Source organism: Rheinheimera maricola, assembly GCF_016918075.2.
GTDB lineage: Bacteria > Pseudomonadota > Gammaproteobacteria > Enterobacterales > Alteromonadaceae > Alishewanella > Alishewanella maricola_A.
This window is the reverse complement of record NZ_JAERPS020000002.1, coordinates 555,398-568,690: the sequence shown is the minus strand read 5'-3', so window position 1 is coordinate 568,690 and position 13,293 is coordinate 555,398. Positions and strand designations below refer to the sequence as shown.

The window sequence follows — 13,293 nt, the reverse complement described above, 5'->3', positions numbered from 1 at the left end:
AAAGTGAGCCGGCAGCTGCCCGTGCTCACTTTTTCTGTTTCTGGAGCCGTATATGCAGGACCTTTCTTATAGCGCTGTGCGCTTTTCACTGCCGCAGTGGGCGCGATACAGCGGCCTGATGCTGATCACCATGATGGGCGCGGCGGTAACAAATCTGATGCCGTTAATTGTCGGCGCTTTTACTGACAGTGGATTATTCAGTACGCAGCAAGTGGGTTATTTAGCGGCCGCTGATGTGGCCGGCATTTTATTATCTACCACCTCGGCATTCTGGTGGGTTCGCCGTGTGCCCTGGCGCCCTGCAGTGCAGCTGAGTTTACTGCTGTTTATTGTCGCCAATTTACTTACCGCGCTGGCCGATAGTTACACAGTGCTGTTATTGCTGCGCGTTGCTGCCGGTTTAGCCTGTGGTGTCAGTTACGCCATTGCACTGGCGGCGCTGGGCGATGAACAGCGGGTAGATAAAGCCTTTGGTGTGATGGTGACTATTCAGGTGGCTTTTGGCACCGTGGGTTTTATGTTGCTGCCGGATTTAATCAGCCGCTTTGGTTATGGTGCTATTTATCAGAGTTTTAACCTGTTTTTACTGGTTGCTTTGTTACTGAGCTTTATCAGCTTTGCGCAAAACCAGAAACCGCAGCACAGTGTGCGCTTTGATTTAAGCGGCCGCTTAGCCCCGGCTATATGGGTATTTGCCGGTGTGGTGCTGTACTACTTTGCCCAGGGCGGTGTATGGGGTTACCTCGAACGTTTAGGCGTTTCGGCCGGACTCAGTATGGCCGAAGTAGGCTACGTGCTGGGGCTGGGTTTTGCTATCAGCGCTGTTGGCTCCTTGCTATCCGGTGCCTTTGTGGCGAAATTTGGCCGCACAGCAGCGCTATGGTTAACGGTGGCGATTCAGTTGCCGTGTTTGTTGGCGTTAAGCCAGTTAACCGCAGGCCCGGCCTGGTTGATTTATGCCGTGGCGACTATCGTGTATCAAATTTTCTGGAGCTTTGTGGTGCCGGTAATGATGGGTATTTTTAACGATGTTGACCCGTCCGGTCGGTTAATTGTGTTTTGCTTAAGTGCCTTTAAAGTAGGTTTAATGCTGGGGCCGCCGATAGCCGCGCTGGCCATCAGTACCTTTAGCCTGACGGCGGTGCTACCACTGGGCGCCGTAGCGATAGTATTAAGTGCGCTATGCCTGCAGCTGGCACAGCGCAGAGCTTAACAACTGAATCTGCCAGCAGGAACCGGATTGCTCTAAATCAACCGTTGCAGGCCAGGATGGCCGAATCGAGCCCCCAGGGATGGGTTCACGGCGTGTTGATGTGAGCAAACCGGTTTCTGCCAATGCACCTAAGCCTGCTTACTCAAACCGGTGCAGCCATAAGTCGTTACCGTTGCCATTGTCGTTAATGGCGTACTCAAACGCGGCTTTCGGGTAGCGCACGCCCTTGCCGGACTTACTGGTGTCATAGCTGCCCCATTTTTGCAGGTTCCACACACCATAGGGGTCATTTACTGTGTAGTGCGTACCGTCATAACCGGTCACTACCATAATATGGCCGGGTACGGTAAACCAGCCGTGCACTATGGTTGGCTTGCCGGCACTGGCTAGCGCGCGCAGTTGGGCAAAGGTACCGTTAGTCACGCCAATATCGCGTAGCGGGCTGCCTTTTTCCTGCGCTAGGGTATTAAAGCCCCAGGCCAGTGAGGGCACATCCTGTAATACACCAAAACGATTATTTAAATAATCCGGCGTGCGTTGGCCCAGTACTGCCGGGTCGGTTAAGCCAAAGTGGTCGGTTATCATCGCTAGCGAGGTAATGCTGCAGGTGCCGCTTGGGTTTACGGCATTTTGCTTTTGGTCCCAGTACGGCACAACGCTTGGCGCAGGTGGCGGCGGTGGTGTAGAGCCGCTGAGGTAGTTTTTAATGCTGTTGTTACCGGTTGAGCAATCCACGTCATTATCAAAGCTGCTGCGTTGCCAGTTAACGTTGTTCCAATCCTGCCACACGGCTTGTGGTACCGGGCCGCCCGGTACCCGCCAGATACTGGCATTAGGGCCGGCTGCATTAAGAAAGCTATTGAGCTGGGCCGGGCTGATAATATCGTACTCGGTAGACACAATATGCCAAATGGGTTTGTTGGCACCCAAAGTACGGTATTCGCAGTTGCCGGTTTCGATCCAGCGTTTCGGATCGGCCATATAGCTGCTGCCCCATACTTCCAGATAGGTTTGCGGCATATGGAAATCGACATACTGGTCAATTATATCGACCCGCATGCCCTGATCGGCCGGGTTGCTCCAGGTGGTAGCACCGAGCGGGAAATCACTGCGGGCATAGCCATCGTTTATTGCCCTGGTGCGGGCGGCGCGAAACGCCTGAAACAGGTTGTGCAGCTCGGTGGTTTTGTTATTAAATTCTACTTCGACGTCAGAAACAAAACCAACATAGCCGTAACGGGCAGCCTGATATAACGCATCAGCCTGCGCCGCGTTGTTACCCGGATAATTATACGACCAGGCCCAGGGCTCTATACCTTTGTTTTTATAGATATTGGTTGTAGTGGATGAGCAGGCGTCAACAAACAACGAGCAGGCGGCGGCGTCGTCAGCAATTTTAATAAAGATGCGCTTTACCCCCATGGCGGCCAGCTCATTGGCCAACTGGCTGTGGGTTTTATTGACACCGGTTTCGTCGATATACCACAACCAGGCGCCAAATTTATTTACCCAGCTACCGGGTAGGGTGGTGTTTTTCACGCTGGTATAAAATTGCGCTGACCAACGGGTGGTTAAACAGGCAGTGCCGCCGTTTAAGTATTGGCACTTGGCCACTTCGTCTGCAGTGAAATTGCCATAGACATTATTCGGCGTGCCGTCGTTACGCTGCTCGAAGCAATGGTTACCGTATTGTGCTGAGCGCACCGAACTATCCGGGCAGCTACCACTGCCGCGCAGGTTGGCGGTAAAACCGCGCGACCAGCGCAGCACACTAATGTTAGTGCCATTAACGCTTACCGTGCGTGCGGTAGTGCAAGCACTGCCGCCGCCGGCGCTGACGCAGCGGTCGGTCATGGTTTTGGTAAAGGGGCCGTAAACATCAGTGCTGTTAGCACAAAAGCTTAAGTTGTTATCAAAGCTGCTACCGTTAGGGCACACCGCCAGCGCCTGAAAAGAGCCAAGTGCTGACAGCAGCAACAGGCCGGATAAATATTTCATCGTTCTCTCCAACTGTTATTTTCATTGTTATCCGTTGTGTTATCTCACTACTCCATGTAGTGGCGATGGCACGGTACAGCGGAGCCATATGCAGACTATAAAAACTCGCGTTGGCATTGGGAAAATGGTTAGCATAGGTTAATACGATGAGTTGTTTCATTTGTGTGAACGGTGTTGCAAAAAAGACAGGGCGCCAAGCGCCCTGCGGTAAACATAATACCAGGAGGTAAGTTAAAATCTGGCCGCAGAACGGGAGTGTTCAAGCCAGTGAGCACAGGCTGATATTACTCAGCCTGTAGCAACTTACTACCGTTCAGTGGCAGCGAAAAATGAGAAACTATCGGTTCAGGCTATGGGATAGGGCGAAGTGCTGTGGTGTCTGCTCTGAAATAGACGTGCTCCCCCAGCCACTGGGCGCAGTCAGAGCAGTTGGATGGCAAGTATTTTTTATCGCTTACGCCAAAACGGCTTGCATGTTATGCCGGTCGGTTTGCTTTATAGCGCAGCCAATTTGGTGTTAGAGTATTGTTTCTTTTCCTTTTCTTATCAATAAGTTAATTATTATTTGCCCGATTTTGCCCGCAACTTTAGCTGTGTTTGGACTTGCTTGCAGATAAAGTGGCTATTGAAACAACAACTGAAATGCGAGGGTAAGTTTATGCACGCTAAAGCAAAATTAATGTTGGCCGCTGTGGGGATTATTACCGGCTGCTCTGCGTTAGCACATGAGGAGGCGCTGGAGTCGGGCTGGTGCCGTGGCGGTACTATCACTGTGTTGGGAGAGTTTTCGCTGAAACAGCCGTTATTGCTCCAATTTAAGGGCGACTCTGGCCTGGTATGTGGGCAGTTGAAAAGCTGCGGCCATTTTGACGATGACGATTATACTATTGCCCTACGCGCGGCTGAAGGTTTGTGCCGGGCGTTCAGTGAGCAGGAACTGGCTTATGCAGAGCAGGGCTATGATGGCACCGTGCGGCCGATATTCCATGGCCCAGGCGTGTTTAAAAATAGTGAAAGTGAGCACCATAGCCTGTACCAGTTGACGCAGGGCATCCAATTTTCTTGTGGCTATTGCCGGATGCCCGATGCTAAGCAGGCCTTGCGATAACAAAGTGCACAAAAATAGAGTGAATAATAAGCCGGGCTACAGCAAAGACTGCGCTCTGATATAAGCGGTGACCCCGTCCAGCTTACTAACCAACTGTTGCTGGGTTGCGGTGGGCAGGGGGCACTGCGCCAAGACAAAGTGAGCTGTGCGCAGCACTTCACGCCAGCGCGGATGTTTCGGTAGGGTTTTAACAGATAAATAGCGGTCCAGCGAGCGGGTTCTTATCCTGCCATCATCTATAGAAACCCGCCAGATACCGCTTTGTTCTGCCAGTTCAATACGGCTGCTGTTGGTACTCTCTTCCCAGGCTGTCAGGCTGCTTAGCAGTAAATCAACCAGCATTTGTGAAAAGCTGGCCTGTGGCATTAACGCTGCATAAGATAAACCGGTTGCCTGTGATGCGGCTGATAATACCAGAAGGGTGAGTGGCTCTTCGCGTGCCAGCATGCTCACGCTAAAATCCAATTGGTACTGCTGTTGCCCCAATTGCAAACATTGTTGTCTTAGAAATTCATGTTCTACCGGTTCATCGTTATTCCACAGCTGCCAGAATCGGTCATTTTGTGGTGAAATAAAGTGGCTCAGTAGCAAGCTGGAAAACGCCGAAGTGGGCAGAGCAAACAGATGGCAGCAAGCGTCGTTGATGAAGATTAGCTGCTGTTTATTGTTGAAAATCATTATAGCCAGCTTAAGTTGACCAAAAGCAGCTTTAAGCGAGCTGTGGCTGGCACCAAGGTCGGCAAATTGGCGAGCATGCCAGGCAAGTTCAGCTTCGAGTCGTTGTCGCGCCCGCTGCCGCTTACGTTGTTGCCAATACCACAGCAACGTCAATAGCAATAGCAGCAGACTGCCCGCGCTAAGCAGCATGAACAATTGGTTGCGTTGCACGCTTATTTGTAGCGCTTTAATTTCATTATCTTTACTTAGCAGGCCAATAGCTTTTTGCTGTTGTTCATATTCCAGTTGGCTGCGCTGCTGTGCCAGTGCTTCGGCAAAGTTATCCTGATGCTGTGTCAGTTGAGCCCGGGTCAGTTGTTGTTGGTATTGTAGTGCGCTATGCCATTGTTTGAATGTGACAGCATTGTCAACCAAGGCTCGAAGTAACTGCAGATGGGTTTCGGTGGCCTGTTGTGAAGTCGCCAGTTGTTGGCCTTGGTTTAATATCGCTTCGGCCTGCTGATAGTGTCCTTGCTGTTGTAACAATCTACCCAGTTGTAGTTTTAACATAACGGATTGGTCGGATGGCCCAAGTTGCAGTTCCAGTTGCTCTGCCTGTTTTAGCCAACGGGCAGCGGCTGCAATATCAGGGTGGTTCAATGCCGCATCTGCCAGCAACAACGTTACCCGCAGCTCGGCATGTTGGTTTGCGGTAGTTTGAAAATAGGCCAGTGCTTGTTGCAACATGGCAATAGCTTTAGCATTGTCGCCTTGTTGCAGGAATACCAGGCTAAGCTCTTCTTGCGAATGGCTGGCCTGATTGTTGTTATTGTCTTGCTGATAAAACTGAATGGCCCGGCTAAGATAATGCTCGGCTTGTGTCCAGTCAGCCAGTTTGCGAAACACAGTGCCTATATTGTTAAGCGTAACGGCCTGGCTGGATGCCGACGCCTGATGCTGCTCTTTTAGCGCGAGGCTTTCACGATAATGATCTATTGCCTCGGCGTATTGTGTCATGGCCAGATAAGCAGTGCCTGTATCCGATAATGTCATCGCCAGCAGCAAAGGATTATCGTTAATACGAGCCGCCAGCACCGCTTGGCTAAACAAACGCAGTGCTTGTGGTCGTTGCCCCTGACGATACGATAAAATGCCCTGACGGCGCAGCAGTTGAATTTTCTGCTCTGCTGACAACACATTATCGCGGTATTGTAGAGCAGTTAGTACCTGGCTCGCTTGTTCGAAGTGACCGCTGCTAGTGTAGAGTTCGGCCAGCTTCAGTGCCGTGTCGGCCTGTTGCTCGCTGGTTATTTCCGCTGTATTGCCAGCTGGCCATCGCAACAGCGCGCGGCATTGTTCAATTTGCTGCTGTGTATCCTGCAGCCGGGTGTAGCATTGAGCTTGGCTGCTTTGAGCGTAAGCCGGAATGTAAAACAGTAACGATATCAGGTAGAGGAAACAATAAGGCAAAGTTGCCTGCATAACGTTAAGCATCAATAGCAACTGCAAAGGACAATGGCGTCACACTACACTTAACATTTTATTAATTCAAGTTGCTGGCGGGTAGTGCTAAATCGCCATGTTTGCGCTGTGGCAAACATGGCGCAGCATATCTTACTTACTTGACGTTGTCCGGGTCAGTGATCTGCCAATATTCTTTAATCGCTTCCACACCCCGTAACGGCTTAAAGCCAATACCAGATTCTGGCGATTCAACCATTTCCAGCTCACGCACCTCTACCATAGGGGGAATGGTGTAACATTTGTGTAGCTTAAATTTCACGCCCTGACTGGTGAAGTAATACCCGGGCCCCACCATATTGGTCAGCGTATAAGGCGCATAGTGCGTTACCCGCACAGTGCCCGAGCCTGGTACTGAGTAGCCGCCAAAACCACCGCCACCGCCAGCAAAAGTTGACGCATAATTGTTGGTCGCATGCGAAGTTTTATACACTTCAGCATCCAGCACGCTACCTGGCACCGCGCCAAAGAAGTTTGCCAGGATCTGCGCTTCGCTCCAGTTGACATCAGCTATCTGCACAATAGTGCCGCGATGGCACCAGGGCACCGCTTGCACCGATAAAGATAATAACGCACTAGCAGCCAGCGTGGATAAAATAAGCTTTTTCATATCAATGTCCTTCGGTTAGGTCGATAAGTTCACGCCCGTTTAGCCGCATCGCTAGCGACGATGGGTGAGGGCTGAATTCAACTTAACCACGGCGGGACTTGAAGCCAATCAAACAACAGGGCAAAACCGGGCCGGGATGATTTTGCCCGGTTTTGCCCATAGCAATACTGCTGCGTCAGCGCAGTGCAGTGCCGCTATTTTTAGCCAGCGCAATAAAACTTTGAATATGATTGTTCAGCTTTTCCTGCTTACGGTAACCGACATAAATATGTTTATGAATACCGCTATCGCCAAGGCGAATAATGTCTATTGGCAGGCTGTTCGCATATTCCAACGCCAGCCATTTAGGCATTGCCGTCACGCCGCGGTTGGCCGCCACCATTTGCAGTATAATGTCGGTGGCTTCCAGTGTTTTATGTAGTTTGGGCATGCACTGCGCCGGTAATAAAAACTGCTGAAAAATATCCAGCCGGGCGGTTTCTACCGGGTAAGTTAACAGTACCTGGTCGGTAAGCTGCGCCGGTGTCACCTCTGTTAAGCCATTGAGTTTGCAGTGTTGGCTCACCACCAGCACCAGTTCATACGGAAACACCGGCTCAAACACCATACGCTCTTTTTGGATCGGGTCTGGCGTTATTAGTAAATCAATATCGTAATTAAACAGCGCCGCCATGCCGCCAAACTGAAAGCGTTGTTTTACGTCGATATCTACCCCGGGCGATTGCGCTAAAAACGGTTGCACTACCTTTAGCAGCCACTGATAACAAGGGTGGCATTCCATTCCTACCCGCAGGCTGCCTATTTCGTTATTGGCAAACTGGCGTAGGGTGTCATCGATGCGGTCAAACTGCGGCAGCAGTCGGTTGGCTTGCTCTAGCAGGTAACTGCCGGCTTCGGTCAGTCGGATTTGCCGGCCGTCTTTTAACCACAGACTGGTGCCGGTTTGTAGCTCCAATTTTTTAATGCTGTGGCTAAGTGCAGACTGCGTCAGGTTTAAGCGGCTTGCGGCTGCAGTGAGCGAGCCCTGGCGGTCTATCTCGCGCAAAATACTCAGGTGAATTTTTTCAATCATGCTGTTTATAGCACCGACAACTTGCTGTTAGCTAAATCAGTTACCAGCATATGGCCCGGGCTGTGGGTTATGCAAAAATCTACTTTCGCATTGGCTATTGCAACCTGAGGTGTCACACCGCAGGCCCAGAACACCGGTACTTCGCCCGGTTTTATACTTACCGCATCACCGAAATCCGGTTTGTTGATATCATTAATGCCAATCGCGGCCGGATCGCCAAAATGCACCGGCGCGCCGTGCACCTGCACAAAACGCGAGCAAATCTGAATAGCGCGGATGGCGTCTGCGGGTTTCATCGGCCGCATACTCACCACCATAGCGCCATGAAATACCCCCGCTGGCGTGCAGGCGATATTAGTGCGGTACATCGGCACATTAACCTTTTCGCTGATATTACGGATTTCCAGGCCGTCGGCCAACAAAGACTCTTCAAAGGAGAACGAGCAGCCGATTAAAAAGGTGACCAAATCACCACGCCAAATATCACGCACATCAGTAGGCTCAGCCATCAGTTGGCCGTCTTGAAATACACGGTATTTGGGTAAATCGCTGCGTATATCCAGATCTTTGGCTAACGACGGCATAGTAAAGGCGCCAGGTGTTGCAGCCATACCCAGCAACGGGCAGGGCTTGGGGTTAAAGTGGCAAAACTGCAGAAAATCGGCGGCGTATTGTTTGGGTAATATCACCATATTGGCCTGCACAAAGCCCGGTGCAAACCCCGAGGTATTGCCACTAAAAGCGCCACTGCGACACTGCTGACGTAACTGATAAGGGCTAAGCACTGACATAAATTACTCCGGACAAATCAACTAAAACCAGTGTACTGCAGGCGTTGTAGATTAGACAGTCGCCATTAATAGCTTAAAGCGATAAAACATTTGCATTTTTTTGGGTACGAATTATTGTGTAGCACTTTAAGTAATATAATAGACAGGGTGTTATGAAGAAGTTCGTAAAAATAAATAAAATGCTGCTATTGGCAGCGGGCATGCTTGTAACCTTTACTGCTACTGCTGAAAGTAGCTGGTCTGTAGGCCATGGTTATACCTCGGGTGGCGTAGTAGGCGCGCAATACCAATGGCGACAAGACGACATTAAATTTACCGCTGCAGCAGGTGCCTTAGGTTTGGCTGTGGGGGTGCAGCGCAGCATCGATGACGCCCGTAAGCACAGTATAGGTTTGGCAACCGGGGTAGAGGCGATAACAGCAAACAAGGGCTTTTTACTCGGCACCTACCAGTATTATCCTGCAGGTTTTGCCAATTCAGGAATGCGTTGGGGGCTATCGGCCGGCGTGCGGCGCGACGACGGCACTGGTTGGGGTGAAGAAAAGACTAAAGCTGCTGTCAGCTTAGAAATTGGCTATCAGTTCTGACTCAGCGCGTTAAGCGTTACCGTAAATTTCTTTATTCGCCAGCCAGCGTTTAATTAACTGCTCGCTGGCGCTTTTGTTTTGCTGCCACAGCGCGGTGGCAATTTGCTGGGCTTGTGGCAGCAGGTCAGCGTCGCGGCTTAAATCAGCAATTTTAAACTGCAGCACACCGGTTTGCCGGGTGCCGAGCAATTCGCCTGGGCCGCGTATTTCCAAATCGCGCTGGGCAATAACAAAGCCGTCGTTTGAATCGCGCAACACGCCAAGCCGTGCCTGGGCGGTTTTCGACAGCGGGGCATGGTAAAGTAGTACACAGTGCGAGGCAGCACTACCGCGTCCGACGCGACCGCGCAGCTGGTGCAGCTGTGCTAAGCCAAGCCGCTCAGGGTTTTCAATAATCATTAAACTGGAATTGGGCACATCCACGCCGACTTCAATTACCGTGGTAGCGACCAGTAGGTCCAACTCGGCAGCGCTAAACTGCGCCATTACTGCTTGTTTTTCTGCCGTTTTTAACCGGCCATGCACTAGCCCAATACGTAAGTCGGGCAGGGCTTGTTGCAAGTTTAGCATGGTATCTTCTGCGGCCTGGCATTGCAGGGTTTCGGATTCTTCTATTAAGGTACAGACCCAATAAGCCTGGCGCTGCTCGGCTGTTACCGCACTGCGCACCCGCTCGATAATATCGTCACGTCGCGTATCGGGTATCGCCACGGTAGTGACTGGCGTGCGGCCGGGCGGCAGCTCGTCGATGATTGACGTATCTAAATCAGCGTAGGCGGTCATGGCCAGGGTGCGCGGTATCGGCGTGGCAGTCATCACCAACTGGTGCGGATACTTACCTGCGATGCCACCTTTTTCGCGTAGCGCTAAACGTTGATGTACGCCAAAGCGATGTTGTTCGTCGATAATAATTAACGTTAAGGCTTTAAATTCAACTTGTTGCTGAAATAAGGCATGGGTGCCGATAATCATTTGTGCATTGCCATCAGCGATCGCTACCAGCGCATTTTGCCGGGCTTTACCTTTGGTTTTACCGCCAAGCCAGGCCACGCTGATATCCAATGGCGTAAACCAGCGGGCAAAGTTAGCGGCGTGTTGCTCGGCCAATAATTCTGTCGGCGCCATTAATGCCACCTGATAGCCGCAGCTTATAGCAGTAAGCGCAGCAAGCGCAGCGACCAGGGTTTTACCCGAGCCGACATCGCCTTGTACTAAACGCAGCATTGGCAGGGTTTGGCGTAAATCATGGCGAATTTCAGCGGTTACCCGTTGCTGGGCTTGTGTAGGTGAAAACGGTAGCGCGGCCAGAAAACGTTGCTCAAGCGCCGCATTAGTCTGCAGTGCGACAGCCTGTTGCTGCTGGCTTTGGCTGCGCAATTTGTACATGCTAAGTTGCTGCGCTACCAGCTCTTCTATAATCAGCCGTTGCTGTGCCGGGTGCTTGCCTAGTTCCAGCAGTTGCAAGCTGGCATCCGGGGGCGGCCTGTGAATATAGGTTAATGCTTCTGTTAGTGACCAGGCTTGGTGCAGTATTTCAGCCGTTAAATATTCATCTGGCTGACTACGTTGCAAATACAGCAAGGCGGCATCGGTTAGATTGCGCCAGGTGGCCTGACGCAGGCCTTCAGTGGTGGGGTAAATTGGCGTTAAGGTTTCGCTAACCTCAGTTAGCAGTTCGTCGTTGTGTATGCGGTATTCCGGGTGCAGCATTTCCAGGCCGCGTGGGCCGCGCTTAGCTTCACCAAAGCAACGTAATAATACTCCTGGCGTGACAGCGTTTTTCTGCGCGGCGCTAAAATGGAAAAACCGCAGGGTTAAATAGCCGCTACCGTCTTTTATTTTTACCAGCCAGCTGCGCCGTTTGCCCATTTGGATTTCACTGCTAAGCACTTCGCCCAGTACAGTGCCATGCATCAACGGCATCAGATCTGCAATAGCATAAATTCGGGTGCGATCTTCGTAGCGCAGCGGTAGATGAAATAAGATGTCCTGCATACTGAAAATGCCGAGTTTATCGAGCCTTTCAGCTACTTTCGCCCCAACACCTTTAATGGCAGAAACCGGAATATGTTGTAAAGAACTAGTCACCGCCATCCTTTAACGTATTTCCTGCTGATGCTGACTGGTCATTAGCTTTACTGTCAGCTGAGTTAACGGCAGCGTCCTGTTGATAATAGTGCTGTATCAAGCCGTCTTGCTCCATGCTGTTAATCGCGTCTTGTATTTGTGGCAACAACGCGGCGTGGCGGCTTTTACGCGACAAGCCGATATGCACATACATATTGTGCTGGAACGGAAATATCAGGCTGGCAATTTTAATCGAGTCTTTAAATTTTGGGTTGCTGTTTATCACATGTTCTGTGGTTTGCATTGGCGCGATTACCGCATCAACCCGCTGGTACAGCAGCATGGTCATGGCTGAGTCTTCAGTGTCTATTTCTACCACGTTTTTACTGTTTTGGATCAGTAGATTAGGTAGTTCTGCATTGTAAATATAACCGCGTATCACGCCGATAGTTAAACCCCTGAGCTGTGCCATATTGCGGATATCTTTGTGCTGTTCAAGCAGGTACAAATACTCTGCCCGCGCCGCCTGGACGTAAGGAATAAGGTGCATATAGCTATTGCGCTCGTCACTGTAATTTAACCGTATCATCAGATCAGTGCTGCCATCATGCATTAACTTCAAGCAGCGGGCAAATGGTGTATTTGGACTGAATGTTAATACAAAACCGCTACGACGTGCCAATTCGCGCATCAAGTCAACTGTCGGGCCGTATGGTTCGCCTTGTGGCGGATAATTATGTCTGTTCGGATAGTTATCCAGACACCATTGCAAAACGGGTTGCTCTTCTGCCTGCAGTGGTGCTGATAACAGCAACAAGCAACTGAGCACCAACCAGACCTTCATTGCGACAGGCCTTTGAGCAGGTTTACTTTGGGGCTTATTACTACGTCTGTGTATAAACGCTTAATGGTGCCGTCTTGTTGCATGGCCTGCAAATGGCGCTCAATAGCGGGCAATAGTGCGATATGCGGGGTAAAACGTGACACGCCGATATTGATATACTCAGTGTTGTCTCCGCCCATCTCCAAGTCAGCAATGCGAAAACTATCCTGGTAGCTACTGGCAGCAAAAATTGCCTCTGAGGTACTGACAGTTGGCGATATCAATGCATCAACCCGGCCACGAAACAGCATTTCTAATCCAGCTTCGATAGAGTCCATTTCTGCTACGTGTAAACGGTTTTGCTGTAAAAATTGCATAGTGGTTTGGCTATACAAGTAGCCGCGAATACTGGCTATGGTTAAATTTTTTAGCTGATGGTAGTGGGTTAGCGGGCGGCTGTCTTTACGAAGTAAAAACACACTCTCGGCAACAGTTGTTTCATATGGCAGCAAGAACATAAAGGTTTCCCGCTCAGCACTTACCTTTAAATTAGACATCAGGTCGACTTTGCCTTCTGCCATCAGCTTGAAACAGCGGCTAACCGGTGTTCTTGGCGTGAAGCGCAATACAAAACCCGCGCGTTTTGCCAGTTCGCGCATGATGTCTACCGACGGGCCATAGGGCTCTGCGACATCTTCGTAATGATGAAAACGTGAGAAGTGATCAAGACACCAGGTTAGTTCAACTTGTTTTGCTTCAGACTGTGCCACCGGCTCTTCGGCTTTCGCAGCCACACTAACGAGCATGCTGCCCGCAAGTAAGCTTGGTATCAGCCGGTGAATGCCC

11 protein-coding genes are annotated in these 13,293 nt (G+C 50.7%); 3 read left to right on the top strand and 8 right to left on the bottom strand.

Annotated elements, in window-relative coordinates; all coding sequences use genetic code 11:
* Positions 1–52 precede the first annotated feature (52 nt).
* Positions 53–1,213, top strand: coding sequence for an MFS transporter (locus I4W93_RS08235; protein WP_205309750.1), 1,161 nt, complete (start codon positions 53–55; stop codon positions 1,211–1,213).
* Positions 1,214–1,351: 138 nt separating this feature from the next.
* Here the strand turns inward: I4W93_RS08235 and I4W93_RS08230 are convergent, their stop codons facing one another.
* Positions 1,352–3,211, bottom strand: a complete 1,860-nt coding sequence (locus tag I4W93_RS08230) for a C39 family peptidase (RefSeq protein WP_205309749.1) — start codon at positions 3,209–3,211, stop codon at positions 1,352–1,354.
* A gap of 658 nt (positions 3,212–3,869) precedes the next feature.
* Between I4W93_RS08230 and I4W93_RS08225 the strand changes: the two genes are divergently transcribed.
* Entirely contained in the window at positions 3,870–4,319 is a 450-nt protein-coding gene (locus tag I4W93_RS08225; RefSeq protein ID WP_205309748.1) for a hypothetical protein, read from the top strand.
* Between the two features lie 36 nt (positions 4,320–4,355).
* Here I4W93_RS08225 and I4W93_RS08220 read toward each other — a convergent pair whose 3' ends face one another.
* The 4 genes from I4W93_RS08220 to I4W93_RS08205 form a co-directional block, all read right to left on the bottom strand.
* A complete protein-coding gene (locus I4W93_RS08220; RefSeq protein ID WP_205309747.1) occupies positions 4,356–6,470 on the bottom strand; it encodes a tetratricopeptide repeat protein in 2,115 nt (704 codons plus the stop codon).
* Positions 6,471–6,594: 124 nt separating this feature from the next.
* On the bottom strand, positions 6,595–7,107 hold the full coding sequence (locus tag I4W93_RS08215) for a hypothetical protein (RefSeq protein WP_205309746.1): 513 nt from the start codon (positions 7,105–7,107) through the stop codon (positions 6,595–6,597).
* Positions 7,108–7,282: 175 nt separating this feature from the next.
* Positions 7,283–8,179, bottom strand: a complete 897-nt coding sequence (locus I4W93_RS08210; protein ID WP_205309745.1) for a LysR family transcriptional regulator — start codon at positions 8,177–8,179, stop codon at positions 7,283–7,285.
* Positions 8,180–8,184: 5 nt separating this feature from the next.
* Entirely contained in the window at positions 8,185–8,970 is a 786-nt protein-coding gene (locus I4W93_RS08205; protein WP_205309744.1) for a putative hydro-lyase, read from the bottom strand.
* Between the two features lie 152 nt (positions 8,971–9,122).
* Here I4W93_RS08205 and I4W93_RS08200 point away from each other — a divergent pair, with 152 nt between their 5' ends.
* Positions 9,123–9,557 carry a hypothetical protein gene (locus tag I4W93_RS08200; protein ID WP_205309743.1) on the top strand — a complete coding sequence of 145 codons (435 nt, stop codon included), beginning with the start codon at positions 9,123–9,125 and terminating at the stop codon, positions 9,555–9,557.
* 9 nt (positions 9,558–9,566) lie between these two features.
* Here I4W93_RS08200 and recG read toward each other — a convergent pair whose 3' ends face one another.
* Genes recG through I4W93_RS08185 form a run of 3 tightly spaced genes read right to left on the bottom strand, consistent with a single transcriptional unit; the run spans position 9,567 to position 13,241 of the window.
* Positions 9,567–11,651 (bottom strand): ATP-dependent DNA helicase RecG, encoded by a 2,085-nt coding sequence (gene recG / locus I4W93_RS08195; RefSeq protein WP_205309742.1) that lies wholly within the window; start codon positions 11,649–11,651, stop codon positions 9,567–9,569.
* Complete coding sequence (locus tag I4W93_RS08190) at positions 11,638–12,468, bottom strand: substrate-binding periplasmic protein (protein ID WP_205309741.1); 831 nt, start codon at positions 12,466–12,468, stop codon at positions 11,638–11,640. The genes recG and I4W93_RS08190 overlap by 14 nt, the downstream gene beginning before the upstream one ends.
* A complete protein-coding gene (locus I4W93_RS08185) occupies positions 12,465–13,241 on the bottom strand; it encodes a substrate-binding periplasmic protein (RefSeq protein ID WP_224673334.1) in 777 nt (258 codons plus the stop codon). The genes I4W93_RS08190 and I4W93_RS08185 overlap by 4 nt, the downstream gene beginning before the upstream one ends.
* Positions 13,242–13,293: the final 52 nt, after the last annotated feature.

What these genes read in the sequence shown, in the direction of transcription:
- I4W93_RS08235 (WP_205309750.1), top strand. Translation starts at nt 53, where the DNA reads ATGCAGGACCTTTCTTATAGCGCTGTGCGCTTTTCACTGCCGCAGTGG.
- I4W93_RS08230 (WP_205309749.1), bottom strand. Translation starts at nt 3,211, where the DNA reads ATGAAATATTTATCCGGCCTGTTGCTGCTGTCAGCACTTGGCTCTTTT.
- I4W93_RS08225 (WP_205309748.1), top strand. Translation starts at nt 3,870, where the DNA reads ATGCACGCTAAAGCAAAATTAATGTTGGCCGCTGTGGGGATTATTACC.
- I4W93_RS08220 (WP_205309747.1), bottom strand. Translation starts at nt 6,470, where the DNA reads ATGCTTAACGTTATGCAGGCAACTTTGCCTTATTGTTTCCTCTACCTG.
- I4W93_RS08215 (WP_205309746.1), bottom strand. Translation starts at nt 7,107, where the DNA reads ATGAAAAAGCTTATTTTATCCACGCTGGCTGCTAGTGCGTTATTATCT.
- I4W93_RS08210 (WP_205309745.1), bottom strand. Translation starts at nt 8,179, where the DNA reads ATGATTGAAAAAATTCACCTGAGTATTTTGCGCGAGATAGACCGCCAG.
- I4W93_RS08205 (WP_205309744.1), bottom strand. Translation starts at nt 8,970, where the DNA reads ATGTCAGTGCTTAGCCCTTATCAGTTACGTCAGCAGTGTCGCAGTGGC.
- I4W93_RS08200 (WP_205309743.1), top strand. Translation starts at nt 9,123, where the DNA reads ATGAAGAAGTTCGTAAAAATAAATAAAATGCTGCTATTGGCAGCGGGC.
- recG (WP_205309742.1), bottom strand. Translation starts at nt 11,651, where the DNA reads ATGGCGGTGACTAGTTCTTTACAACATATTCCGGTTTCTGCCATTAAA.
- I4W93_RS08190 (WP_205309741.1), bottom strand. Translation starts at nt 12,468, where the DNA reads ATGAAGGTCTGGTTGGTGCTCAGTTGCTTGTTGCTGTTATCAGCACCA.